The organism is Vibrio hyugaensis, from assembly GCF_002906655.1.
Taxonomy (GTDB): domain Bacteria; phylum Pseudomonadota; class Gammaproteobacteria; order Enterobacterales; family Vibrionaceae; genus Vibrio; species Vibrio hyugaensis.
The window spans coordinates 3397571-3421002 of sequence record NZ_CP025794.1 but is presented as its reverse complement, the minus strand read 5'-3'; the positions used below and the strand labels follow the sequence as shown (position 1 = coordinate 3421002).

The 23432-nt window shown below is 45.1% G+C and carries 22 protein-coding genes; 4 read left to right on the top strand and 18 right to left on the bottom strand.

All coding sequences use genetic code 11. From position 1 onward, the window contains the following. Positions 1 to 143 precede the first annotated feature (143 nt). The 3 genes from C1S74_RS16735 to C1S74_RS16725 all read right to left on the bottom strand — a co-directional run bounded on the left by C1S74_RS16735 (position 144) and on the right by C1S74_RS16725 (position 3320). Complete coding sequence (locus C1S74_RS16735) at positions 144 to 1184, bottom strand: methionine synthase (protein WP_045395778.1); 1041 nt, start codon at positions 1182 to 1184, stop codon at positions 144 to 146. Positions 1185 to 1214: 30 nt separating this feature from the next. After that, entirely contained in the window at positions 1215 to 2189 is a 975-nt protein-coding gene (locus tag C1S74_RS16730) for a DUF1852 domain-containing protein (protein WP_045395775.1), read from the bottom strand. 255 nt (positions 2190 to 2444) lie between these two features. Beyond that, complete coding sequence (locus C1S74_RS16725; protein ID WP_045395772.1) at positions 2445 to 3320, bottom strand: LysR family transcriptional regulator; 876 nt, start codon at positions 3318 to 3320, stop codon at positions 2445 to 2447. Positions 3321 to 3432: 112 nt separating this feature from the next. Here C1S74_RS16725 and eamB point away from each other — a divergent pair, with 112 nt between their 5' ends. Next, positions 3433 to 4017 carry a cysteine/O-acetylserine transporter gene (eamB, locus tag C1S74_RS16720; protein ID WP_045395769.1) on the top strand — a complete coding sequence of 195 codons (585 nt, stop codon included), beginning with the start codon at positions 3433 to 3435 and terminating at the stop codon, positions 4015 to 4017. Between the two features lie 356 nt (positions 4018 to 4373). On the opposite strand, the gene C1S74_RS26890 is transcribed toward eamB, so the two are convergent. Both C1S74_RS26890 and C1S74_RS26885 read right to left on the bottom strand, forming a co-directional pair. Then, a complete protein-coding gene (locus tag C1S74_RS26890) occupies positions 4374 to 7328 on the bottom strand; it encodes an AAA domain-containing protein (protein WP_244184842.1) in 2955 nt (984 codons plus the stop codon). Beyond that, a complete protein-coding gene (locus C1S74_RS26885) occupies positions 7318 to 10113 on the bottom strand; it encodes a DUF4011 domain-containing protein (RefSeq protein ID WP_244184841.1) in 2796 nt (931 codons plus the stop codon). Before C1S74_RS26885 ends, C1S74_RS26890 begins: the two co-directional genes overlap by 11 nt. Positions 10114 to 10923: 810 nt before the next feature. Here C1S74_RS26885 and C1S74_RS16710 point away from each other — a divergent pair. Next, a complete protein-coding gene (locus C1S74_RS16710; RefSeq protein ID WP_045395764.1) occupies positions 10924 to 11538 on the top strand; it encodes a 3'-5' exonuclease in 615 nt (204 codons plus the stop codon). A 55-nt stretch (positions 11539 to 11593) separates the two neighbouring features. Here C1S74_RS16710 and C1S74_RS16705 read toward each other — a convergent pair whose 3' ends face one another. The 6 genes from C1S74_RS16705 to C1S74_RS16680 all read right to left on the bottom strand — a co-directional run bounded on the left by C1S74_RS16705 (position 11594) and on the right by C1S74_RS16680 (position 18265). Next, positions 11594 to 12286 carry an ABC transporter ATP-binding protein gene (locus C1S74_RS16705; protein ID WP_045395761.1) on the bottom strand — a complete coding sequence of 231 codons (693 nt, stop codon included), beginning with the start codon at positions 12284 to 12286 and terminating at the stop codon, positions 11594 to 11596. Between the two features lie 22 nt (positions 12287 to 12308). After that, a complete protein-coding gene (locus C1S74_RS16700; protein WP_045395758.1) occupies positions 12309 to 13592 on the bottom strand; it encodes an ABC transporter permease in 1284 nt (427 codons plus the stop codon). A 2-nt stretch (positions 13593 to 13594) separates the two neighbouring features. After that, positions 13595 to 14824: an ABC transporter permease gene (locus C1S74_RS16695; protein ID WP_038880611.1), complete on the bottom strand. Its 1230-nt coding sequence runs from the start codon at positions 14822 to 14824 to the stop codon at positions 13595 to 13597. Further along, complete coding sequence (locus tag C1S74_RS16690) at positions 14821 to 16092, bottom strand: TolC family protein (protein WP_038870603.1); 1272 nt, start codon at positions 16090 to 16092, stop codon at positions 14821 to 14823. Before C1S74_RS16690 ends, C1S74_RS16695 begins: the two co-directional genes overlap by 4 nt. Continuing rightward, the gene (locus C1S74_RS16685) at positions 16085 to 17221 is read right to left on the bottom strand and encodes an efflux RND transporter periplasmic adaptor subunit (protein ID WP_045395754.1); all 1137 of its coding nucleotides are present in this window, start codon (positions 17219 to 17221) and stop codon (positions 16085 to 16087) included. The genes C1S74_RS16690 and C1S74_RS16685 overlap by 8 nt, the downstream gene beginning before the upstream one ends. Before the next feature lie 195 nt (positions 17222 to 17416). Further along, positions 17417 to 18265: an MBL fold metallo-hydrolase gene (locus C1S74_RS16680; protein WP_045395751.1), complete on the bottom strand. Its 849-nt coding sequence runs from the start codon at positions 18263 to 18265 to the stop codon at positions 17417 to 17419. Positions 18266 to 18522: 257 nt separating this feature from the next. Here C1S74_RS16680 and C1S74_RS16675 point away from each other — a divergent pair, with 257 nt between their 5' ends. Continuing rightward, positions 18523 to 19062: a TetR/AcrR family transcriptional regulator gene (locus C1S74_RS16675; RefSeq protein ID WP_045395748.1), complete on the top strand. Its 540-nt coding sequence runs from the start codon at positions 18523 to 18525 to the stop codon at positions 19060 to 19062. 108 nt (positions 19063 to 19170) lie between these two features. Beyond that, complete coding sequence (locus tag C1S74_RS16670) at positions 19171 to 19680, top strand: GNAT family N-acetyltransferase (RefSeq protein WP_045395745.1); 510 nt, start codon at positions 19171 to 19173, stop codon at positions 19678 to 19680. A gap of 48 nt (positions 19681 to 19728) precedes the next feature. On the opposite strand, the gene C1S74_RS16665 is transcribed toward C1S74_RS16670, so the two are convergent. From C1S74_RS16665 to C1S74_RS16635, 7 genes are all read right to left on the bottom strand, one after another. Further along, the gene (locus C1S74_RS16665) at positions 19729 to 20052 is read right to left on the bottom strand and encodes a helix-turn-helix domain-containing protein (RefSeq protein WP_045395739.1); all 324 of its coding nucleotides are present in this window, start codon (positions 20050 to 20052) and stop codon (positions 19729 to 19731) included. Positions 20053 to 20056: 4 nt separating this feature from the next. Beyond that, positions 20057 to 20428 (bottom strand): hypothetical protein, encoded by a 372-nt coding sequence (locus C1S74_RS16660; protein WP_231565459.1) that lies wholly within the window; start codon positions 20426 to 20428, stop codon positions 20057 to 20059. 189 nt (positions 20429 to 20617) lie between these two features. Beyond that, positions 20618 to 21028: a hypothetical protein gene (locus C1S74_RS16655; RefSeq protein ID WP_045395736.1), complete on the bottom strand. Its 411-nt coding sequence runs from the start codon at positions 21026 to 21028 to the stop codon at positions 20618 to 20620. After that, positions 21028 to 21558 (bottom strand): GNAT family N-acetyltransferase, encoded by a 531-nt coding sequence (locus C1S74_RS16650; RefSeq protein WP_045395733.1) that lies wholly within the window; start codon positions 21556 to 21558, stop codon positions 21028 to 21030. Before C1S74_RS16650 ends, C1S74_RS16655 begins: the two co-directional genes overlap by 1 nt. Next, positions 21558 to 21989: a GNAT family N-acetyltransferase gene (locus tag C1S74_RS16645; RefSeq protein WP_045395730.1), complete on the bottom strand. Its 432-nt coding sequence runs from the start codon at positions 21987 to 21989 to the stop codon at positions 21558 to 21560. Before C1S74_RS16645 ends, C1S74_RS16650 begins: the two co-directional genes overlap by 1 nt. A gap of 17 nt (positions 21990 to 22006) precedes the next feature. Continuing rightward, positions 22007 to 22762, bottom strand: a complete 756-nt coding sequence (locus tag C1S74_RS16640; protein ID WP_045395727.1) for a class I SAM-dependent methyltransferase — start codon at positions 22760 to 22762, stop codon at positions 22007 to 22009. A 25-nt stretch (positions 22763 to 22787) separates the two neighbouring features. Beyond that, a complete protein-coding gene (locus C1S74_RS16635) occupies positions 22788 to 23417 on the bottom strand; it encodes a class I SAM-dependent DNA methyltransferase (protein ID WP_045395724.1) in 630 nt (209 codons plus the stop codon). Between the last annotated feature and the right edge of the window lie 15 nt (positions 23418 to 23432).

Here is a 23432-nt window from a genome sequence, read left to right as displayed (position 1 = left end):
AAACAGCTTCAGTCTTTTCGGAGATCTATTAACTCTATTGTTTATCTTTACTCAGTATCAAACAATCAAGAGGCCGAAAAAAACCAAGAGCCGAACTCTTGGTTTTGTTTATCTAGGAGTTGATAACTGAATATTGAGTATTGCTAAAGACTCAACCAACCCGCCAACTCTTTACGAATGAGCTCTGCGCCTGCGCTGAGTGCATTGAGCTTAGCAGTTGAAACTTCACGAGATAGAGGCGCCATGCCGCAGTTGGTGCACGGGTAAAGTTTGTCCGCATCAACGTACTTAAGTGCTTCGCGCAGTGTTTCTGCAACTTCTTCTGGTGTTTCAATCTCGTTGGTTGCCACATCAATTGCGCCAACCATCACTTTTTTGCCGCGGATAAGTTCTAGTAGTTCGATAGGTACACGTGAGTTATGACACTCAAGCGAGATAATATCGATATTGGATTTCTGCAGCTTCGGGAAAACCTCTTCGTATTGTCGCCACTCAGAGCCTAGCGTCTTCTTCCAATCCGTGTTGGCTTTGATGCCGTAGCCATAGCAGATATGCACTGCGGTTTCGCACTTGAGTCCTTCAATGGCGCGTTCTAAGCAAGCAATACCCCACTCGTTCACATCATCAAAGAACACATTAAATGCGGGCTCATCAAATTGGATAATGTCGACACCCGCCGCTTCAAGCTCTTTGGCTTCTTGGTTGAGGATCTTTGCGAATTCCCAAGCCAGTTTTTCACGGCTATCGTAGTGATCATCATACAGTGTGTCGATCATCGTCATTGGCCCCGGCAGCGCCCACTTGATCGGTTGTTTGGTTTGCTGACGCAAGAACTTCGCATCTTCCACAAATACAGGTTTGGTTCGGCTTACTGGGCCAACAACCGTCGGCACACTCGCGTCATAACGATTACGAATGGTCACGGTTTTGCGGTTCTCAAAGTCTACGCCGCTAAGGTGTTCAATAAAGGTCGTCACAAAGTGTTGGCGAGTTTGTTCACCATCACTGACAATATCGACCCCTGCCAGTTCTTGCTCTTGCAAAGAGACACGCAGCGCATCGCGTTTGCCATCAATCAGCTCATCGCCTTGCAGTTTCCAAGGTGACCAGAGCGTCTCTGGTTGAGCCAGCCAAGAAGGCTTAGGTAAGCTGCCCGCCGTTGAAGTCGGTAATAGTGTTTTCATCGTCATTCCCTTCTAGATTCTCGTTTTCGATTACGCGTAATTTGCAGACCATTGCTCAAGGATCGCTTGATAAGGTTTGATGAAATTCTCCTCAGCAAACTTCCCTTGCTCTTTCGCAAGCTGGCTGCGCTCTTCGCGGTCATAAACGATTTGGGTTAATGAGTGATCGAGATTCTTCAAATTCGGTTGGTAACACTGGCCGGCTACCGCATTCGCGTTGTAAATCTCTGGGCGATAAATCTTCTGGAACGTCTCCATGGTACTGATGGTGCTGATCAGCTCTAGGTTAGAATAGTCATTCAACAAGTCACCGAAGAAGTAGAATGCCAACGGAGCGACACTGTTTGGCGGCATAAAGTAGCGTACCTGTAAGCCCATCTTTTTGAAGTACTGCTCGGTCAATGACGATTCGTTTGGCTGGTATTCAAAACCCAACACTGGATGCTGGTTTTCAGTACGGCGGTAAACCTTGTTGTCCGACACACTCAAACAAATCACTGGCGGTTTTTGGAAATGTTGTTGGTACGATTCCGACTTCACGAACGCTTTAAACAGCTTGCCGTGCAACTCACCAAAATCAGCAGGAATGCTAAATTGAGGCTGGTCTTTGTTGTGGTCTAACAGCAGAACGCTAAAGTCGTAATCGCGCACATAAGAAGAGAAGTTGTTACCGACAATGCCTTCGATACGTTCGTTGGTTTTGCGGTCAATAATGTTGGTTTTAAGCACTTCGATGGAAGGGAACGCTTCACCACTACCTTGGATGTCCATATCCACAGAAATGATTTCCAACTCGACATTGTAACGATCGCCATTTGGATTATCCCAATGTGCCAAGGCGTTAAAACGATTGTCGATCATGCGCAGTGCATTACGAAGGTTATTTTGTCGGCTGTCACCACGAGCTAGGTTGGCAAAGTTGGTCGTGATGCGCGTGCTGTCTGATGGTTGGTAGTTCTCATCAAAACGGATGCTCTTAATAGCAAAGTTGAAATCGTTATTCATGGTGAGTTGGTATCCTATTTCCTTAGATAAACGCTGACTGATTCCTAACTCTGTTCTTGGGGATGGTTGTGTTTTTTGATTTTCCCAATCGTCAGTTTGTGCAGCGTTTACTTCGAAAATTCAGTTCAAAAACAGCTGTCACAGTGCCTAACACCAGAGCAGTCTGTTTTTTATACTTGCTTCGTTACTTGAATAACATTGGTAATACTTCACGTTGAACATGAAGGAATTTCATGGTTTGAGGAAAAAGCCTGTCTAGTGCGCATTACGCATACAGTCGATAAAGACTTCCATTGCAGGCGTAACACACTTTCCGGCATGGTAGCCACACAGCGGTTTGATCATTTGCGGTGCGTCGGTAAACGCTAGCTCTTGCAGACTGCCCTCTTGCAGTTCTTTTTCAACAGTGAAGCGAGGCAGATAAGAGATACCGATATTACTCTCTACACAGTTTTTGATGGTGTTAATGCTACTCAGCTCAATCATGTTATCGATGCTGATGTTGCGCTCTTGGATGATGCTCTCAAAGGTCTGTCGGAAAAGGCACTTAGGACCATTACTGATGAACCCCAGATCAATGTGTTGATCCCTTTTCTGCAAATCCAATCCTGTTAAAAGCGACGAAGCAACAAGGACTAGCGGCTCTTGCTCAAACTCATGCACCTTGAGTGCATCATCATTACCGACACGATAAAACACACCCAAATCGGCTTTATCAGCAATCAATTCATCACGAATCTTATAGCAGTTTTGTGATTGCAAAGAGAGCCTTACATTCGGCGCTCGTATTCTGAATTCCTTCAAAACATTGGCCATTTTATAAGCGAGCTGAGTTTCGGCGATTAAAACCTTCAACTCCCCTGTCGGCTCAGAGCTCTCTTGTTGTGCCGTGCCTTCAATGTTTTCCATCACTCGTGCGAGCTCATAAACGTACGGAAGGATCTTTTCTCCTGCCTGAGTCAGCACCATTTTTCGGCCGATCTTTTCGAACAATTGCAATGAGAGATCTTGTTCTAACTGTTTGATCTGAAAGGTCACTGTCGACTGAGTGCAATAAAGCTTTTGTGATGCTTTCAGAAATGAGCCTTCCTCAACAATGGTTTTAAACGTAAGGAAACGCTTTAGATTCATGACCAAACTCCTAACTTAATAGTTCGAAAAATTAAAACTCTTAGTTTAAATATATTCAATTTTTTAATTGATTAACGCGAAGTATAGTGCACAAAAAACAGGAGAGATAGAGATGAGTGCCATCTACACCGCATTTTTCACCTACGTCATCATTACTTCAATCACGCCAGGCCCCAACAACATTTTGTCGCTCAGTGTTGCAACGCAGCACGGGCTAAAGCGTTCGACCAAAGTCATTTCTGGGATGTTCTGCGGCTACATTGTTTTGATGCTGTTGTGTGGCGTTTTCACTTACCACATGGTCAGCCTGCTTCCTGTGATTACACCTTGGCTTACATGGGTGGGTGCGGCTTATATCATTTGGTTAGCTTGGGGAATTGCGACAAGTGATATCAAAACCACATCAAAAAATTCTGAGGGCATCACTTTCTTGACGGGCTTTGGTTTGCAGTTCGTGAACGTGAAAATCATTCTGTACGGCGTAACATCCATCTCAACATTCGTGTTGCCTTACACACAAAACATCTACTGGATCTTGGCAACCAGCCTACTGCTCGCGTTTATCGCTTTAGCCAGCAACTTGATCTGGGCTATCGCAGGCAAACTGCTTCAATCACAATTCCAGAAGTACGGCAAAGCGATCAATATGACTTTAGCGGCGACGCTACTTTACTGCGCGGTGCAGTTGTTTGTTTGAGATTGAGGAGATGAGACGCAGTGATTGCTGCATCTTAGATTTATACAGGAATGGCATCATTCAACTGACTACAGCAGCTAAATTCATTGTTATATGAGTTATCAAAATCTATCAGATTAACGGCCAACTCTTTACTTCTTTCAACCAAGACCTGATCGACAGAAATAGAGTTGACCATACTCAGGTATCGAGCATCACTGTGTTCCACAAAGCAGCGAAGGTGGTATGAGAAATACACTCTACCACCTACTGGCGTTTAACTTGCACTTCTAGCGTTTTACATGCTTGTCTACCTAAATGTATCTTGGCTCCCCAACGTCCCTTTATTGTACTAACTTAATATTCGAAGTGCATAATCACGAGTACTGTCCTGGGCTAGTTAAAGAGAAAGACTCAATGCTTTCGTAGTCAGTGATAATCTCCAAGACATCATCAAGATAATCCGCCGCTTCTTTGACAGAAGTATTCTGTCGAAGATACGCAGGAATTCTCAATGTAAATTCCTCATGAGTCATCGGCCTGTCCATAATCAGGTGTTCAATCATATCTGGACGAAGTAACCTCTCATGGGGCTCAGTATCTGGATACTTTTTCTCAATGACCAACTTGTAACGATTTAAGGCGATCTCCAGTGTTTCCGCTGCTTTATGGCTCAGTCCTTCTGTTAGCTTCTTGTTGGCCTCAAAAGCAGACTCTGCGTAGGTTTGTTCTTTCATAGGTGTTGAAAGCCTTTTGAGTTCTTCAAAAATTGGTTTTAACTCAGCTTCAGGATGTTTAAACCAGTCCGTTGACCATATCCGACGAATATTCCACCCCAATCCCTCGAGAACCCCCTGCCTTACTCGATCTCTATCACGAGTAGATTTACTGCTGTGGTAGGTTGCTCCGTCACACTCAATACCCATTAGGTATCTACCTGGCATTCCTGGGTCTCGCACTGCGATATCGATGAAGAACCCTGAAACTCCGACTTGCGGGACGCATTCAAAGCCCTTTCTCGCCAAAGCATCCATGACCGAAATTTCAAAGTCACTATCAGGTTCTTTTTGTTGGACACCATCATATCCAATCAACTGACCATGCTGAGCATACTTAAGGTACCCCTTCAGCGAAGTGACGCCCAAACTACTGTTTTCGTTTGAAACAATTTGATCAGCTATCATTGAACTGTAAATTTGGATTCGTTTCTTAGCTCGGGTAAAAAGAACATTCAGTCGTCGCCAACCACTTGCACTGTTTATCGGACCAAAGCGTTGAGGAATATTTGCCGCACCTTTTTCCTGAGGCCCATATGTGAAAGAGATGAAAATCACATCACGTTCATCACCCTGAACATTTTCCAAGTTTTTGATAAATAGAGGGTCATCACTACGTTGATTTGATTCATATGCCTCGCGCAAAAGCTTGTCTTTGCCAATCAGTAGCTCTAAATCTGCTTCAATGTAATCGCGTTGTTTGGAGTTCATTGCAACGACGCCAAGACTCTCTGATGTTTTTGAAAGCAGGTGCTCCCTAATCGCAGCGACAACAGCATGAGATTCACCGTGGTTAACACTATTCAAAAACTGTCCTTCTGGGACATGATTAAATTTGATACCAAATTCATCCGATTGCCCCCAAGGCGATGGGAAAACAACCAAGCTATTTTCATAGAAACGATGGTTTGAGAAGGCTATCAGGCTTTCATGTCGCGAACGGTAGTGCCATTTAAGTTGTCTCTTTTGGAAATGGTCACTTACTGCATCAAGAATGCTCTCTGCATCATCTATTACGCCAACATCCTCTTGATCATCTTCAGCATTATTCGACACTGTTTTTTCGAAGAATGACGTAGGTGGTAGCTGTTTGGAATCACCCACCACTACAATTTGCTTACCACGAGCAAAGCAGCTAAGTGCATCCTGAGGCTTCACCTGTGACGCTTCATCCATTACTACGATATCAAAGGTTATACTGCCAGGCGGGATATATTTAGCAACGGCCATAGGGCTCATCATGAAGCAAGGCTTGTATCCCACCAAAGTCGGGCCAGCACGAGACACCAGGTTCCGTATAGAGATATGACGCGTCTTTTTCTTGATCTCATGGTCTAGCAGAGCATCTTCCGTGTAGCTTGCAACCTTAGCACCTCTTGTACCGCTCGGTATGTGCCTTTCACTAGCCAAAGCGGCAACACGTTTTCTCTGCAGAATTTTTAGCTCTTCATCATATTTAGCAAACTGTTGTTGAATTGCAGCCTGCTCATGACCAGACATTTGCGTTAATTCAGGACGCTCTCTGTAAATTTCTCGAGCTAGCATTTGATAAGTGGCAAACTTAAGAGCCCTCTGCGCCTGTTCACGCGAGCAGCTACTTTGGCTCAAGTACTGATTTAGCCGAGAGTATCCACCTTTCTCCATACGAGCTTTAGCAAAAAGATACTTTATCCAGCTATCCAACCACTCCCCACTTTCTACTGCTCTTTCATTGCGTTCAATGACATGTTTTATATCGAAACCACTGTATTCAAACCACTGTTCGCGATTTCCACCCACCAGTTCAAAAAACACAGACTCTTCATACTGCGTACGTCGCATGAGCGCTTCAAGCGCAGAGCCTACTTGTCTTAACTCAGCTATGGACTCAATGTTTGAGCATTGCTTAACGAGAGAAATAATGTCAGGAGAAGAACACTGCTTGTATAGCTTTCTAACAAAATCCATCGTTGCGGTGATACGAGAAAGTTCAGGAGAGACATGACCTGAGACTGGTATGGATAACAGCGCATCGTTGCCAAAATACTTTTCATCGAGCCCTTGATGTAGGAATGACTTAAGCCGAGCATCAAGTTGTTTGACCGAAGTGACCTTCTCCCAAAGTAACGCTTGGGACATATTGGCATCAACAAGAAATCGTTGACATGAAATAAGCTTTTTCTCAATCTCAACTTTTGCAGTTTCGAGCGGCTTGTTGTCGGACGCAAAGTCGACATCGTCCGCAGTAAACACAGCCATTTTAGTGTAAACCAATGCAAGCCTTCTCAGGGCTTGGTTAAAAGAGTCGATTTGTTGGCGAAGGCCATCGTTGTTTAGTGTATTGATTCCCCGTAAAAACTCAGAAGGAAGCGAGAACAAAGCTTGAGCAAGCGGCACTCGACGACCAAATCCAATACCATATTCAGCTCGAACTTTCTGATACCAATCGACCATGGAACGAACTTTCTCTACGTCGGTATCTACGCCTTGGAAATGCTCTTGAAGCAGCGAGCGGAAATCAGAGTCACTTAGAAGCTTATTACTTTCCTCATGCCAAGCAGCAGCTCTATCTAGCAAGGCTGCAATGTCTTGGCTCGAGTGATTTCCAGTTTTTTTTAAACCCTGAAGCCGCTTTTTTGGCTTCTCGCCACGTAGGAGAAAGCCACGAAAACAGTCCCTTGTTTCTGTATGCTTCCGCATAGCGTTTTAACAGTTCAATCGAGGGTAAACCGTCAACATTCAAGCTTTCACTTAGTTTACGTTTATCATCTCTCAGAGCCTGCACTCGTTGCTCTAATCTTCCCAATACATGTGCTAGCTCTTCGCTATCCCAAAGTTCGTTTCTTAAAGAGAGATTAGCAGGTGGCAGTTCACACGCCAGACGAACAAACGTATCCAACTCATTCAAGCCTTGTCTGCTAAAACCCAAAAGTTGCTTAGTAGCCTCGGGTAAATGAGGAACCATTTCGCTTCGGACTGTGTCAATTTTCGCACACGTGTCAATAGCAATCTGCAAGGAGTTTAAGGTTCTTGCCAGCTCACTAAATCCAAGAGTTCTATCCACGCCAAGGTCAGCCAACCCAAGCATTGCCAGTTCGATATGCTCAACGTTGTCTAGATTCTCAATGACATCTATTACGAAATGTTTTCTTAGCTCACCATATCCCTCAGCAATGGAGCGGTATAGCGCTAAGTAGTCGTCGAATTCTTCAAGTAACTCTGGCGTGATTTGTCCTATTACAGTGAAAAGTTCGTCTCCCTTAGGGGCTGGAATGTTAGCCCAAGAGCTGACAAATGCCTCAGTTTCAACCAAGTGATAATCAGGATGAAGATCGAATGAATCACACTGGTCTACGAGCTCATTCAGCCAATCAATGAGGCTAGAACACCATTGTTGAAGCTGTCGAACTACTTCTTCTGGCTCTACTCCAGATAGAGCTTTGTTCGTAGCACCATACCAGGGATGAGAGCACCAATTGTCGCTATCATCAAGCTGTTGACTAACACGCTGTAGGTAGTCATAAAATTGCGTTAATTGCTCGATTTTTTCATCTAGGATGACACGATTGAATGTGTCACCAGTGAGGTCATCAGGAGCAACATCTTGAAACTTAAGATTGGAGCATTCGCTACTAAAGCGAGTCGCCGCCATAAGTATCTCGTGAATTGTCAACCCGGTGTGCTTCCACTCCGCATTGATCATCTGGACGTAGCTCTGCAGCTTCTCACGGGCACGTTCATAACGCTCTACTTGGCGTTCATATTCAGCTGTCGAATAATTGAAATTGGGGGAATTAGCAATACGCTGGTTAAAGTCATCCAACACTACACGTTTTTTCGCCCCGTCACTATGTAGATCTAGACAAAAGTCACCAAGACCCGCTTTATCCATACGGCGCTTAACCACTTCCAGCGCAGCCTGTTTCTCAGCTACGAAAAGGACACTTTTCCCCTGAGCCATAGAAGCAGCCAAAATATTGGTAATCGTTTGTGATTTACCAGTGCCAGGCGGCCCTTCAATCACCAGATTCTTACCTTTCATCACATCGATGAGTGCGCTCATTTGAGAGCTGTCCGCATCTTCAATCATGGGGAAACTTTGGTGAACGCTCTCTATTTGATCTAGAACGTAGCTTTCTGCTTCACCACGGAATTCAGACTGTCTAGCTTCATCTTGGAAGAAGCGACGAAAAACCTCATGCTGAAGAATATTACCTTCACCTTCCGGCCATTTTCTTGGATCGAGGTCTTTGTACATCAAAAGTTTACCTAAGCTAAGAGTAGCTAGGGTGCCAAAGCGACGAACTTGCCAAAGTCTGACTGTTTTATCGTTACTCTTTCTGTCAAGTAAAGCGCTAACTTCTTGAAAGTACTTTTCAGGTGTAAGTAGCTTATCGTCACTATCTGGTTCGGTAATATCAGGGAGCGTAAGACCGAACTCTTGCTGAAGTTTTTCACGAAGTACTAAGTTCGGAATAATATCCTCTCCGGTGTACTGCAAGCGGTATACAGCGAGGCCTCTTTGAAAATGCTTCGTAATACTTACAGGCACCATGTAAAGCGGGGCCAAACGCTTTCTACCGCCTTCATCTTGCTCAACCCACTCCAGAAAACCCAAACATAAGAAAAGGATGTTATTTCCCGTTTCATCGATGGCAGTTCTGGCGTCTGTTGCTAGTTTTTTGAGGCAACTGTTAAGCTCTGCCTCAAAAAGCAGCGATTGAAGCTCCAGATCTGAGTGTCTATTATCATCAGCATGTTCCGAATCTAACGGCAACTCAAAGCTGTTGTGAATACCAAGAATACCTGCCCACTGCTTCGCATCAGGCTGTTTCTTTAGTTCAATGAACTTTTCAAGCTCATCATCCCATCGGAGAAAGCCATGTTCGACAAGTTGTTTTGATGTCGGCTCTGGAACCGGCGCAACATGCATTGCATTGTCAGACATCAGAAGTTTCATCAACTGATCAGGTAGCTCATCGACAATACGAACAAATGACCGCCCATTCTGGTCCAAATTTAGCAATCGAGAACGCCCACCAGATGTATCTAGTAGCCTCTGCCGCATCCCTTCAAACGCAGAAATAAGAAAATTATCGGGATATACAATGGGTGTATCGGTGTTTCTCATCGGCTCACTCTTCGTAGATTGATTTTTCGAGGACTTATACGTTCGAGGAACATTGTTCTTCGCCGTGGTCCGAATAGCTTTAATACGATCTCGTAAATCCGTATTGCGCTTTCTAATTCGACGGGAAGCTAAAACGGCATCAATTTTTTTGAGTATCGAGTCATTGTGTTTGTGTTTTTCGACCAGCTCTTCAAGTTGGTCTATCAAATACTTATTATATTCGTTGGACATGATTCATCACTGATGTAACGGTTTAACCAAAATAAATTAAATTCTCTAGCTAAGCTCTTTTCTTGGCGTAATCTACTGAAGTGAGAGGAATATCCTCTGAGCACAGCAACTTCTCAGCTTCGATTAAAGCTTTCATTTTGAGCTGCCAAACAATCTTGCTGATTTTTCTACTATTTCGGTTATACAGTTTTCAGCAACCAAATCAGAGAATATGAACTCAAAACCTGAGAGAACAGAAGATTGACCATTTCTATGTTTTTGTGGCTCGGTCAATTAAAAAGCCGCTTACACAATGTACTTATCGTACCCTAGGATTAAGCTTTAGCTGCACAACGCTCAATCGTTACTTGTTAGTTTTATCCTCTATCACGTACAGTACGCCACTCGTTATAATACTACGTTCTGTATTTTTTGAGAAACGCAATGATAACGCGTACCAAAAATCTACCAGAACCACGCTTTATTACTTTCCCGGTATTGTCGCACTTTCCCAGAAATTGATGCTGCTTGTCAGATCCTTTCCGATATAGATTTTTCCGTTCTTGTTAGTGATTTTATAAATAGCCTTACTAGTACTATCCATATAAACCTTCAAAGATACTGGTTAAATATGAGCCTCTAACATTAAAAAAATTTGGTCAATATAATCGTGCTTGTTTAGTGAGGAACGTATGCACTATGTGATTTAGGGTATTTATTGTTCATCTATTGCTTACTTAAAATTTACACCCGAATAACACTTCCCACTCCTTCCCTTTTCCACCACTTTCAACGATACTCTTGCGCCTTATTGTTCAGTTGGAAAACTTCATGCCTCAAGCTAACTCCGTTGTCGTACTCGACTTTGAAACCACAGGTCTGTCTCCGAATATGGGTGATCGCGCGATTGAAATCGGTGCGGTTAAGATCGTTGATGGTGAGGTGGTCGATAGTTTTCAGCAACTTATGAATCCTGGCTTTCGTGTGAGCTCATTTATTGAGGGCTACACAGGCATTACCAATAACATGCTGCGCACAGCGCCGAGCTGCGATGAAGTCATGGCATCGTTCAGTGAGTTTATTGCGGATGAGAATCTTATCGCGCACAACGCGTCGTTCGATAAGCGCTTTCTGGATGCAGAACTAGAACGAATCGACTGTGGTTATTCTGGCGAGTTCGCGTGTTCTTTGTTGGTAGCAAGACGCCTTATTCAAGACGCACCGTCACACAAATTGGGTGAGTTGGTTCGTTACAAGAACATCGAAAACGACGGTGTATTCCACCGCGCGTTAGCCGATGCACAGGTAACAGCAAAACTGTGGTTGTTGATGGTAGAGGAGCTTGAACAATCCGGCATTGCAGCGCCAAGCTTCAAGTTTATGCAGACGGTAAGTAAGACAGCAAAAGGAAAAGTGGATCAGCTACTGGCTAAAAGCCGCGCTTAATCCACTCGAATACTCACGCTTCACTGTCCGAGAGTTTATCTCCAACGCTGGAGCGTTATTGCGGCACCCTATCCGAAATCACCTTGCCATCTTTGATGGTGATGATGCGCTTGGTGCGCTCTGCTAGGGCGTTATCGTGCGTCACGATGATCAATGTTCTGCCTTCAGCGTGGAGTTGATTGAACAAGGCTTCAATCTCTGCGCCAGATTTCGAATCCAATGCACCAGTAGGCTCATCGGCTAGGATGATCTGCGGATCGTTGACCAAGGCTCTTGCAATCGCGACTCTCTGCTTTTGACCACCAGAAAGCTGGTTTGGTTTGTGGTCGAGACGATCCCCTAGCCCGACTCGCTCTAACAATTTAGCGGCACGCTGGCGGCGTTCTTTGGCTTTGATGCCAGAGTAAACCAACGGCAGTGCCACGTTATCCAACGCTGTCGCGTATTCCAACAAGTTAAAGCTTTGGAAGACAAAACCTATCTTTTGGTTACGAATACCGGCTAGCTCGTTCGGGCTTAAACTTGCGACGTTTTGACCACCCAATTGGTATTCGCCATCGGTTGGTTTATCTAAGCAGCCAAGCATGTTCATCAGAGTCGATTTGCCCGAACCAGACGGGCCAAGGATGGAAAGAAACTCACCTTGATTGATGGTTAAGTCGACGCCATCTAGAGCGCGCACTTCGGCCTCTCCGCTTGCGTAGTATTTGCAAATGTTAGTCAGCTCAACCAATGGGGCGTTCGACATTTTCTCTCCAGAATTCTTTTTATTATTCACTTTGCAGCGCCTCCAGCGGGCTCACTTTTGCTGCTCTGTTAGCAGGTAACCAAGCAGATGCAACGCCAATAAACACCAAGGTGGTAATCACAATTGCAACGACTATCCAAGAGAGCTCAGGGACGGGTCTGCCAAGGCGTTCATAAAACATGTTGCCTTCTAAATTGATCGCGCTAATTGCGCTAACAAGCGCGTAAGTCACTCCTAATCCCAATACACCACCTAACATCATGGTCATCAGCGATTGCACCAAATAGTGCAGACGAATCGCAGTTGGCGTAGCACCAACGGCCATGCGTACGCCAATGTCTCTGGTTGAACGCTTCACGGTTGCGTACATCACATTCGCAATCCCGACGCCCGCCACTGCAAGCGTGACAAAGCCAATGATGCCGAGAAAACTTTGTAGACCAACTAAGAACTGTTGCATGCTTTTCTGTTTAAGGAACATATCCTCCACTTGGACGACTTGCTCGTCACTCACACTCGCGCCATGTTTACGAGCGATCACCTGACGAATGGTCTCTGCGAGTTTTTCACGGTCTGCATTAGCATTCGGCTCTACGTTGATACCACCAATATCACCATTAGTATGAAAGCGTTGCCACGTGGCTAACGGCACAAAACTGGCGTAGTTAATTTGATCACCCTGTTCGATTTCAGCACTGTTTTTCTTCAACACGCCAATCACCGTGAACTCTTCACTGCCAATCTTGACCTTTTTACCCACTGGATCGGCTTGTAATGTCACAGGGGCAAACCAACTGAAGTCTTCATTAGGATTAAACAGATCCGCGGCGAGTGAATAACCCAATACAACCACCTTACGCATCTGCTTTTGATCGAGCGGATTGAGCCAACGACCGCCATCCATTGGGATCAGATTGGTCATGGACGCAAAATCCGTCGTGACCGCTAAGGGTTCTTGCCATGAACCTCTATCGTCCACGGTGATACGCTCATCCCATACTGCGGTTGGCGCAACACTTTTCACCTCTGGTAGGGCTTTAACGACATCGGTATCGTCGGCTTTTAAGGTTAGAAACTTACCTTGGTGGAACACACCATAATCGACGGTCGCCATGCCTCCAGTTAAGTAAATCAGATTACCGTTGCCATTTTGCGCGGTTCTTAATACGCCCTGACGAATGCCCTCGCCGACCGCCAACATGGCAGCAATACACAAGGTCGCCCATGCAACGGCAAGAATGGTCAAACCCAAACGCAGCTTTTCTGCTGCCATTTCTTGAAAAATTTGTCTCATCGGTAGCAACATGATTACGCCCTCGCACTTAATGCAATTACGGGGGTGAGACGCGATGCTCGTCTTGCCGGAAAGTAAGACGCCAGCAACGCCAGAACCAGCGTGACTAACAGTGACCAAGCGATAGAGTCTGGCGTGATAACCGGAAAACCTAACCACTCCGGTAAGGTAATGGAGCCAAGCAATGCGACCACTAAATAAGCAACCATTAAACCGAGAGCTGTACCGACCGCCACCAAAATGAGTCCTTCAAGGATGAACTGGTTGAGTATAGATTTTTGCGTTGCACCAATCGCCAGGCGTACGCCGATTTCTCGCGTTCTTTCTGTCACAGAGAGGAACATAATATTTGCGACACCAAGAGCGCCAACGGCCATGGTCATCGCACCGCTTGCCCCAAGGAAGATTTGAATGCCACGAAAAATACCCGTAATCACCGCTGCGCCCTCACTGAAGTCTGGCAAGTTAATCGCTTCTTTGTCGGTTGGGTCGAAGTGCAATTGCTTGGCATAGAAGTTAACAATGGCTTGTCGGAATGCGTTGCCATCCATACCGTCGACAGGCTTGAGTAGCAGCATCCAAGGTTTGGCATCCCACAAATCAAGGTAGGTAGTTTGAGGGATGAAGACTTTACGGCTATCACCAAATGAAATGCCCGCATCTTCGTCTTTCATAATGCCGATCACCAAAAATGGCACGCCGTTAACTTTGGCCATTTGACCAATACTGATTTCACCCATCTTGGCAATTTGGTCACCCAAAATCGCTACGCGAGTGTGATTGGCAATATCACTGGGTGACAGATTACGCGAACCCGACTCCAACTTGCGTTGAATCAATGAGAAATAGTACGGATCTATGCCGCTAACAAAACTCGTTAGTTTTTGGCCTTTTTCATTGGTGATGTTTGCATCCCACTTGGCATACACACTGGATGCAGATTTCACAAAGCCAGATTGTTTGATCATATCGACTTTATCCTGCGGGATCTGAATCTGACGTCGTAAAGGTAAGCCGTGCCAAGGTTTGCTGGTGCTCGATGGAAACGCGACTTGCACATTATTGACCATAAACGACAACTGCTGAGTTTGATGGCGATAAAAGCCCTCTCCCAGCGCAATCAGAACCACCACAGATATTACGCCCCACGCAATGGCAATGATGGCGAGCATGCTTTTCATGCGATGTGCCATCAGCGTTTGCCATGTTTGCTGCAATAAGGTTTGCTGCAATAAACTGGTCATGAATTAAACGCTCGGGAGATCAGCGCCATGGTGTCGTCATCTAACTTACCTGCGGTTTGCAACAAGCCGATACGCTGACGCCAATAGTTGTACAAGTTGGTTTGTAGGCTGTTTTTCGCCTCAAACAAGCTGTTGTGTGCACTAATCACTTCTGATACTTCGAGCAAACCCGCATCATAAAGCTTCTCTTTGCTGCGCAGCACTTTCTCACGAGAAGTAACCAATTCGTCTGCCATCAAAACTTGGTTCCAATTGATGTCGACTTGAGTAAACTGCTGGATCACGCGCTTTTGAATATCGATTTCCACTCGACGTAGATCTTGCTTTGCACTTAGGGTATTGAGTGACGCCTCATCGACTCTTGCTCGCGTTGCGCCGTTCAAATCAATGGGCACACTGAGTGTAATGCCTGCATTGAACTCGCCGTCTTTACGTCGGTCATCATCGTTGTAGCCAACGTTCCCTTTTAACGTTGGGTAATACCCACCTTGTGCAGAATCTTTGGCAAACTCACTGGCTTTGACGTTCTGGGCTGCCACCAGCAACTCTGGGCTGCTGTCTTTAGCAAGCTTTAACCATTGCTCTTGAGAGTCCACCAGCAAGGGCGGTTGAACAAGCGAATCAGTACGAATTTGATCGACGTTTTGCGGGATTTGATTGATCAACGCAGCCAGTTCCGCTCGCTTCACTTCTAAATCAGAACGCGCATTCAAGATACCGGCTCTGTCCGCGACTTGTGTTGCTCGAATCTCTTCAACATCCACCGATTTCACTTTACCCGCGAGGTAACGCTTCTCGATGATCTTCAGCAGTTTATTGCCTTCTTCCAACTTGGATTGCGCCAGTTGAAGGTCGCCTTGTGCACTTGCGACATCCAAATACGATGAAAGCAATCTTTGTGCTAATTCATTATGTGATTGAGCCAGTTCAAGCTGCGCTTTGATGTAATTGGCATTCGCTTGGTCTAGATCCGACCACAAGCTGCTGTCCCAAATGGTTTGAGAAAGCGATGCGCCATAACTATTGGTATTGTCGGCAGATTCGCTCCAATTCGCCGATGCTGTCGCACTCAAACCGGGTAAGAGTGAACTACGGCTTGCATCGACACCCACTTCACCAAGTTGAACACCAATTTTGGCTTTCTCGTAATTTGGGTCACTTTGCTTTGCCTGTTGCCACGCTTGTTCAATCGAAATCGCATAGCTTGGTAAGCTGAGTGTTGCCGCTAATATCGCAACACCAATTTTAGATAAGTGCAGCTTAGCCATGTGCAGCTCCCATCATCATGCTGTTATCGATGATCTCTTCATCTAGCTCAACACCATCTAACACTTCTACATTGATGCCGTCCGACAAGCCTAGCTTCACTTCCTGTTTGTGGAAGCCTTGCTCTGAACTATCAGGGATCAATACGTTTGGCGTGTCGCCATCAAATTGCAGCGCTCGTTCTGGTAAGGTTAATACGTTCTCAGATTTCTTCAGTGTGATTTGTGCCGTTGATGAGAAGCCCGAACGCAGCAACACTTCTTGCGGGATCTTCAGCTCACCCACTTCGACCTCAAACCCGTTATCGAAGCTTTTTGCAGACGTATTGCCTTCAGGCGAGTTTAGGTTTTCTGATTGAATCGCCACTTTGGTCAGCACGCCGGAGATTTCCACATCGGGATACGGCGCCACGGTTAGTAGAACTGGCATACCCGGAGAAAGCTGCGCGGCATCATGCTCGCTCACGCTGCCTTTAAAAATCAGACTGTTCATGTCCGCCAGAGACATCATTTCTGTCGCGGCTTGGCTAGATTCGGTCGAGATGATTGGTTCACCGACTTCGACTTTGCGGTTTAATACTGTGCCATCAATTGGTGCATAAATGGTTGAGGTTAAACGAGCGTCACCAATAGAAGCTTCACCGCTGCGAATTAATTCGAGGTTCTGGCGTTTTTGCAGTACGTTCGCTTGAGCCGATTTCACGGTTGAACGCGCACTAACGTATTCATCGTAATTCTTTGGAATGATGTCTTGCTTCACCAAGCTTTCTAGGTTGGCGAGCTTTTGTTTGGCTGATTCGAGGTCCGCTTCACTGCGCATTAAGTCTGTTGAAGCATCAGTAAGCGCTTGAGGTGTCGGGTTCGGACGAACCTTAATCAATGGTTGGCCTTGCTTGACCTTTTCACCGACCTGAACGAACATCTCACCCACGATGCCATCGATCTGTGACTTAATAGATACAGAATGTGCAGGGACAATATTGCCGACTGCCACCGCTTGTTTCTCGATGGTTCCCTTTTCCACTGCCAATGTCGGAAACGCCTCTGGTTGAGCCGAAGATTGCAGATAGAAATACGCACCGCCGCCAAGTAATGCAACGCTCACAGCAGCGACAAGCCAAGTTTTTGCCATTATTGATTCCAATTATTGTTTTGTAGTCTTGTGACCATCTGATGAACATAAAGTTCTAAGGATACCGTGGTTTGAAGCCGCTAAAACTGTCATATTTGGTAAGGTTTTGTCAGGGCGCTTTGACAATAGGCAAGATGAATAGCTGAGATTGGAATTTGGCTCGCTCACAATCATAAACGTTAGCAGGGTCGATGATTAAACCTCAACACAACGACCCGTTGGCAAATGCTCCAGACGATCACCAAGCACTTCTTTCAGTAAATGATACGCCTTCATGCCCGTGCAATGGCCCGTGTAAAACTTCTCAACAGGGTATCTAGATAGCGCTATCCCCAATGCTTTGATGTCATCTTTAGTGCCGCCAATGCTATTAAATACGGGTAAGCCCACAAGATGAAAGCCACCCACTACCGCTTTGATCCTGTCGTTTGGAAACAACTCAACGGCCGTTTCAATCATGTTCAATACTCCGCTGTGCGCACATCCAGTAAAGATAACTAAGCCATCCTCCTCCTTAATCACCAAAAGTAGCTCGTGCTCAAAGGTGTCTTTTTCATAACGGCCGTCTTTTGATTGGGTATAGAGATATTGGTTACCTTTTGGTTGCGGGTACTTATCGCTGATCTTCGCAATAACATGAACATTCGGAGCAACTTGTGTCGTTTCAGTGACCAGCACGATACGGCCACTTGTTCTCTCCAACAACGCTTTGTCGATGCCCACATCACTTTTGAAACCAAAAGCTCGAAAGCAGTAGTCCTTGTCTCCACACGACTTTAAATAGACTTTGGCTACACCGTTTTGCTCTAGAAAATGAGATGTGCCGTTGCAATGGTCATGATGCCGATGAGAAATAACGGCGAGATCCACTTCTTGAATATCAATATTTAGTAAAGGCGCGTTGTCGAAAAACGTTCGCCCACTGCCCATATCGAACAACAGTTTGGTTCCTTCAGTGTCGATATGCAGCGATAAACCGCGCTCGACACAGAGATCGGTTCTGTGCTCAAGACGAGAATTATCAACGAGAGTGGTAACGATCATGGTGTCTCCTAATGGCGTTGCACCGCTTTAGTGGATGAGACAATAACGAGGTTTGATGCTTCTAGAAAAAAGTAATGGTAATTGTGTGATTAGACAGAGGTTTACAGTATCCGTTTTCTATCATGCTTGATTTTCACTTCGCTGCTAACACATCAATCAATCAGTTTTGATCCTATTAATACTTGACGGAGGATAAAGAAACGCACGATCATTCGCAAAACTGACCAGTTGGTCAGTCGGTATGTAGAGTGAACACGATGGACAAACGACAACAGATCATTGAAGTTGCAACGCAATTATTTGCGGAACATGGTTTTGAGAAAACGCCCGTCTCCACCATTTGTGAGAAGGCTGAGATTTCAAAAGGTTTGGTGTTTCATCACTTCAAAAATAAAAACGAGCTGTTGAGAGAAGTTTTTGTTCATATCACTCAGATCATTGAAGAAACTGATAAAAATGATGAGCATTTATCCAACGAAGAAGGTGGCATTGAAGCGATGATCCACTCGATCTTCGATGGCATGACAGTTCCTGAACATCGCAAGATATACCAGTTCAACTTTAGTGTGATGGTTCACCCGACAACCAGAGCGATTGTTGTCGACCTGGTAGACGAACGCTACCAAGGTTTACAGGCATCCACTGAAGAAGTCTTCCGTTCACTGGGGCACTCGAACCCTTCTGTCGTGACAAAAATGTTCATCGCAGAAATCGACGGCATTGCCATGAACTACTTACTCAATGAGGATTTCCCTATCGAAGAAATCAGACAAGAGTTCATCAAAAAGTACTGTTAGAAATACCAAAAATCATGCACATATCGGTGCGTGTTTTTTTTGACCAAATACACTGACTGTACGGTCAGTCGGTGTATTTGTTAAATATAGAAAACAAAGGAGAAACCAATGCATACACCTTATCAAATTCAATACGAAGCGTTCGCAAAAGCGGGTGGACTATACGACGAGAGACACGCCAAACTCTATGCGGAGTTTGCCGACAATCTTATTGCAGATGGCAGCTTTTCAATCGTCTACGAAGGCGTGGCACATGCGTGCTATACCCCTATCGTGATTGACGCGGCACCACACCTAAAATGCTATGTACTTGCACCACTTGCCGTACTACCTGAATACCAAGGCAAAGGCTACGCGACAAGATTGATGGAAGAAGCAGAGAAGCAGTTAGATGCTGACGTTATCTTTGTGATGGGTGAGCCGTTCCACTACGGAAACCGCTACAACACGCCGCACAATGTGTTGCCACCAGTAAGAACGCAGGCACCTTTGGAATGTTGGTTTGCACGTGAATTAACACCAGGCGCATTAGATGGTATTGGCGAATCAACCTCATCCATCAAAGGCCCTTATGCAGAACCATTGATGTGGGGTCACCCAGACGAACAAGTCGCCTAATATGTCATGCCCAGAGCACATTGCTTTGGGCATGCAGCGTAGCCCAGTTTATCTTAATAGAATCATTGCAAGTGCACCGACCAAGACACCAAACGCAAACATCCCTACACTAATAAATATAAGGTTAGGAGAATCGCTAAAAGATGAGGGGTTATTACTCCCGTGGCTATCAGGTTTAGCATTTACCAAAAGTGCAGTGTATTCAGTATCAAATGCAGCAGCCAGAGAGCGACCAGTCTCCAAAGAAGCACTTCCGTGAAGCTCAACACGTTGTATGGTGCGTAAACTTAAGCCACAGATATCAGCGAGTTGTTGTTGGGTCCATGCTTTGTGCTGCCTTAGGTGGCGAATTTTTGAGGTATCTAATTGCATCTATTCACCCTTTACCACCAAAAAATGCAGCGACAGTTACAAAACCAACAATTAAGCCACACGCAAAAGCAACACCGATGCCTTTGAGAATTTGGAGATGAGTTAACCCAAATTCATACTCATCAATACTTCGATAACCCTTTTTCAGGAAGACCGTTATCATCCACTTACCGTTTAAGCAAATTTGGACTTCCAATTTCTCTCCTTCAATCTCAAGCATATGGCTGGATTTAAAGCACCAATTGGACTTTTGAGATACGAGCTCGTCATCGACGTAAACCCATTCTTTTCCACTTAACATTGAAATTTGAACAGTAATGTCATGTCCTTTCCATTCAAAGTAACTGGTTAAAATTGTTTTCCCTGTTTGCATCATATATCCCTATTCATTCAATGATGTTCACATCGTGCCGTAAGCGCTGATCGATTAAAACGACGTACAAGCGACAGTCGCTATTCTGTCATGTGACACCATAGCGGCAATGGTATGACAGTTATTTATTTTCAGTAACTTAAATAAACAATTACTTAAGAATACTTTGCAGTTATCATGGCTCCACGTCTGCTATTGTGGACAATGAGAAAACGATATTTGCTTTACATTTAGGTGTTCTGCCACGTCTTTAGCAATGGAAACATTTTGCTTACTCGCCATAAACTCCGACCCAGTGCTCGGCCAAAAGAACCCTTGCTCATCATGACAAAGCGTAATGATCACAGGTGCAGTGTCTAAATTCGGCTCATCTCCCATCTCTGCGTGCATGTTGAAATAGATGTGGGAGGAAGAGTTCCCTCTGATGTCTTCCAATACTTCAGCTTGAATTTTGTAGTAGGCATCACCACCTTGCTCTACTTCTTCAAAACTCGTGAGCTGTAAAACAGCAGAATATGGTGTTTGACTGACCGCGATTCTAAGTGGCTCATTTGCCGCCACTTCTATCGTGATAAAAGCGACAAACCATAGTGCCCATTTCATTATTCAGCCCTTTTAAACCACATGTTCAAACAGTCCTGCGGAAACGCACTCAACGCAGGAAATACCGTGTATTCCTTCAACACGCCTTGCTTCTTAAATCCACATTTTTCGAGCACGCGAAGACTGGCTTGATGGTCGATATGAGGAGCAGTATGAATCTGCTCTACTCCCATCCTTGTCAAATACTCAATACCGAGCTGGCATGCCTGAGTCGCATAACCTTTGCCTTGATAATTCCTAGAGATACCAAAGTGAATTTCGCTGGTGCTTTTTTCAGGGATTAAGACTAAGCAGCCAATGGGATCTTGAGAGGATGTTTCTTCGATTGCGAATACCAAGATATTGGGTTGATCCAACTCATATTGAGTGCTCCATTTTTTGATGGCTTGTAACGTCTGTTTTGAGCTTTGATGCGCTTGTCGGTTGATATACAAACACGCTTGATCATCACCAAGGTAGTTTTCAAACAAAGGAACGGCGTCCAACTCTTCAAGATACCTAATTGCTACATCTTGTGCTTCCAATCTCATTAATCGTCACCTTGGTATACACCGGGGTTCCAAATTTGCATAAAGTTTTCAACAGGCTCGATAGGCTTAAAGCCATATTGTGCGTACAAACCATGTGCGTCGCGCGTTGCGAGCATTACTCTACGTAAACCTTGAAGCTCTGAATGGGACACGATTTCAGAAACCAACCACTTGCTAATGCCATTGCCGCGGTACTCAGGGAGCACGAAAACATCGGCGAGATAAGCGAAGGTGGCTTTGTCAGTAATAAGGCGAGCAAACGCGACTTGTTGATTCGACTCAGTGAACACGCCGAAACAAAAGGAGTTTCGTATTGCTTTATCTAACGTTTCTCTCGGCACACCTTTCGCCCAATAGCCTTGCGAGATGAATTGATGGATGCAATCAAGATCCATATCTTCAAAGGCGGTACTGATGCGATACCCTTGCATTAAACGTTCCCTATAAATCAAAATTTCTCTGCGACACAAATAAGATTGTTTGAGTTAACCGTTAACTTCTCTTCTGTCCACGAACCAAACTTTTCGATAACGCGAAAACCCGCTTGTTCAAGAAATACTTCAATCTCATCTAGTTGTCGGTACTTCAAATCAATGCTTGAGTAGGCCGTTGTCCCATCTTGGTAATGACGTACTTTCTTCAAGTAAAGAATCGCGTTCTCATCGTCATAGTGTTCGCTCATACCCATGTACTTCACTTCGCCTTTATCTGGCAGTTGATAGGTTTGCCACAGTGACATTTCAGAATCAATTTCCAGATTCTCGGACGTTGGTAGGCGGGTATCAAAGAGGAAACGACCACCTTTCTCAAGGTGATTAGAGATCGAGTGGAGGACATCAGCTAACATCTCATCAGAGAGGAAAGCTTGGAAAGCGTTGCCTGTCATGATCGCCATGTCGAACCGTTTATCGAGAGAGAATTTAGTGGCATCCTGCTGCAAAAAAGAAAGGTTCCCTAGCCTCTGCGCTTTGCGTTTAGCTTGTTTTAACATGCCCTCTGCAATATCAATACCGACAGCACAATCAAGCCCTTTCGCAACAGGGATTGTGACAATCCCCGTGCCACAGCACACATCCAGCAAACTTCGAGCATCCATCGCGGAAATGTGACTTTGTATCAGAGCGATACCGTATTCGTAATGTTTATCATACTGCGCATCGTATTCCATGCCCGATTCGAACTCACTCAGGTCTTGTGTCTTCAAAAACAGTCCTTGTTTATTTAATTGATTAACTTGGCTTTCTTAGCTCTAAGAGCAGGTAACGACATACATAACCTGCACCTGATGTGTAGCCGACGAGGTTTTCTAAAGACACCACTTCTAGCCCTGCGTTGTGGCTGAATTCGCGGACTTCACTCTCGGTGTAAGCCGTATGCACAACCGTGCCGCTGTAGGTGTTTCTTGGTAGGTCTTTTCTTTCTGGGTCGTGACATTGGAAACTGATAAAACAGCGTCCGTCAGCATTGAGCTTGTTTGTAACGCATTGAAGTAGCGATTGGGGATTGGTAAGGAATTCCGTGAATCCGAGAGCGGTGATGATGTCGAAGGTTTGATTGAAAATAGGAGAGAAAGGTTGGTCGAGATTATGAACGTTGACACTTTGATAGAGGTTTGTCTCGCGCGCTTTATCGACCATTTTGGATGAGATATCCAAGCCGTGTAGAGTAACGTCCGGGTAATGCGTTTTGATGACTTCCCCAATACTGCCTGTGGCACAAGCCAAATCAAGAGCAGAAGCTTGTTGGAGATTGAGCGTTTTTAACTTCCCATCTATCCAGCGCGGACCAACGTATTGGCTGTCTTCGATTAATTTCTGATAGCGCTCAGATACTTCATCATACATTTTAGCAACGTCCATGATTCCTCCTTGATC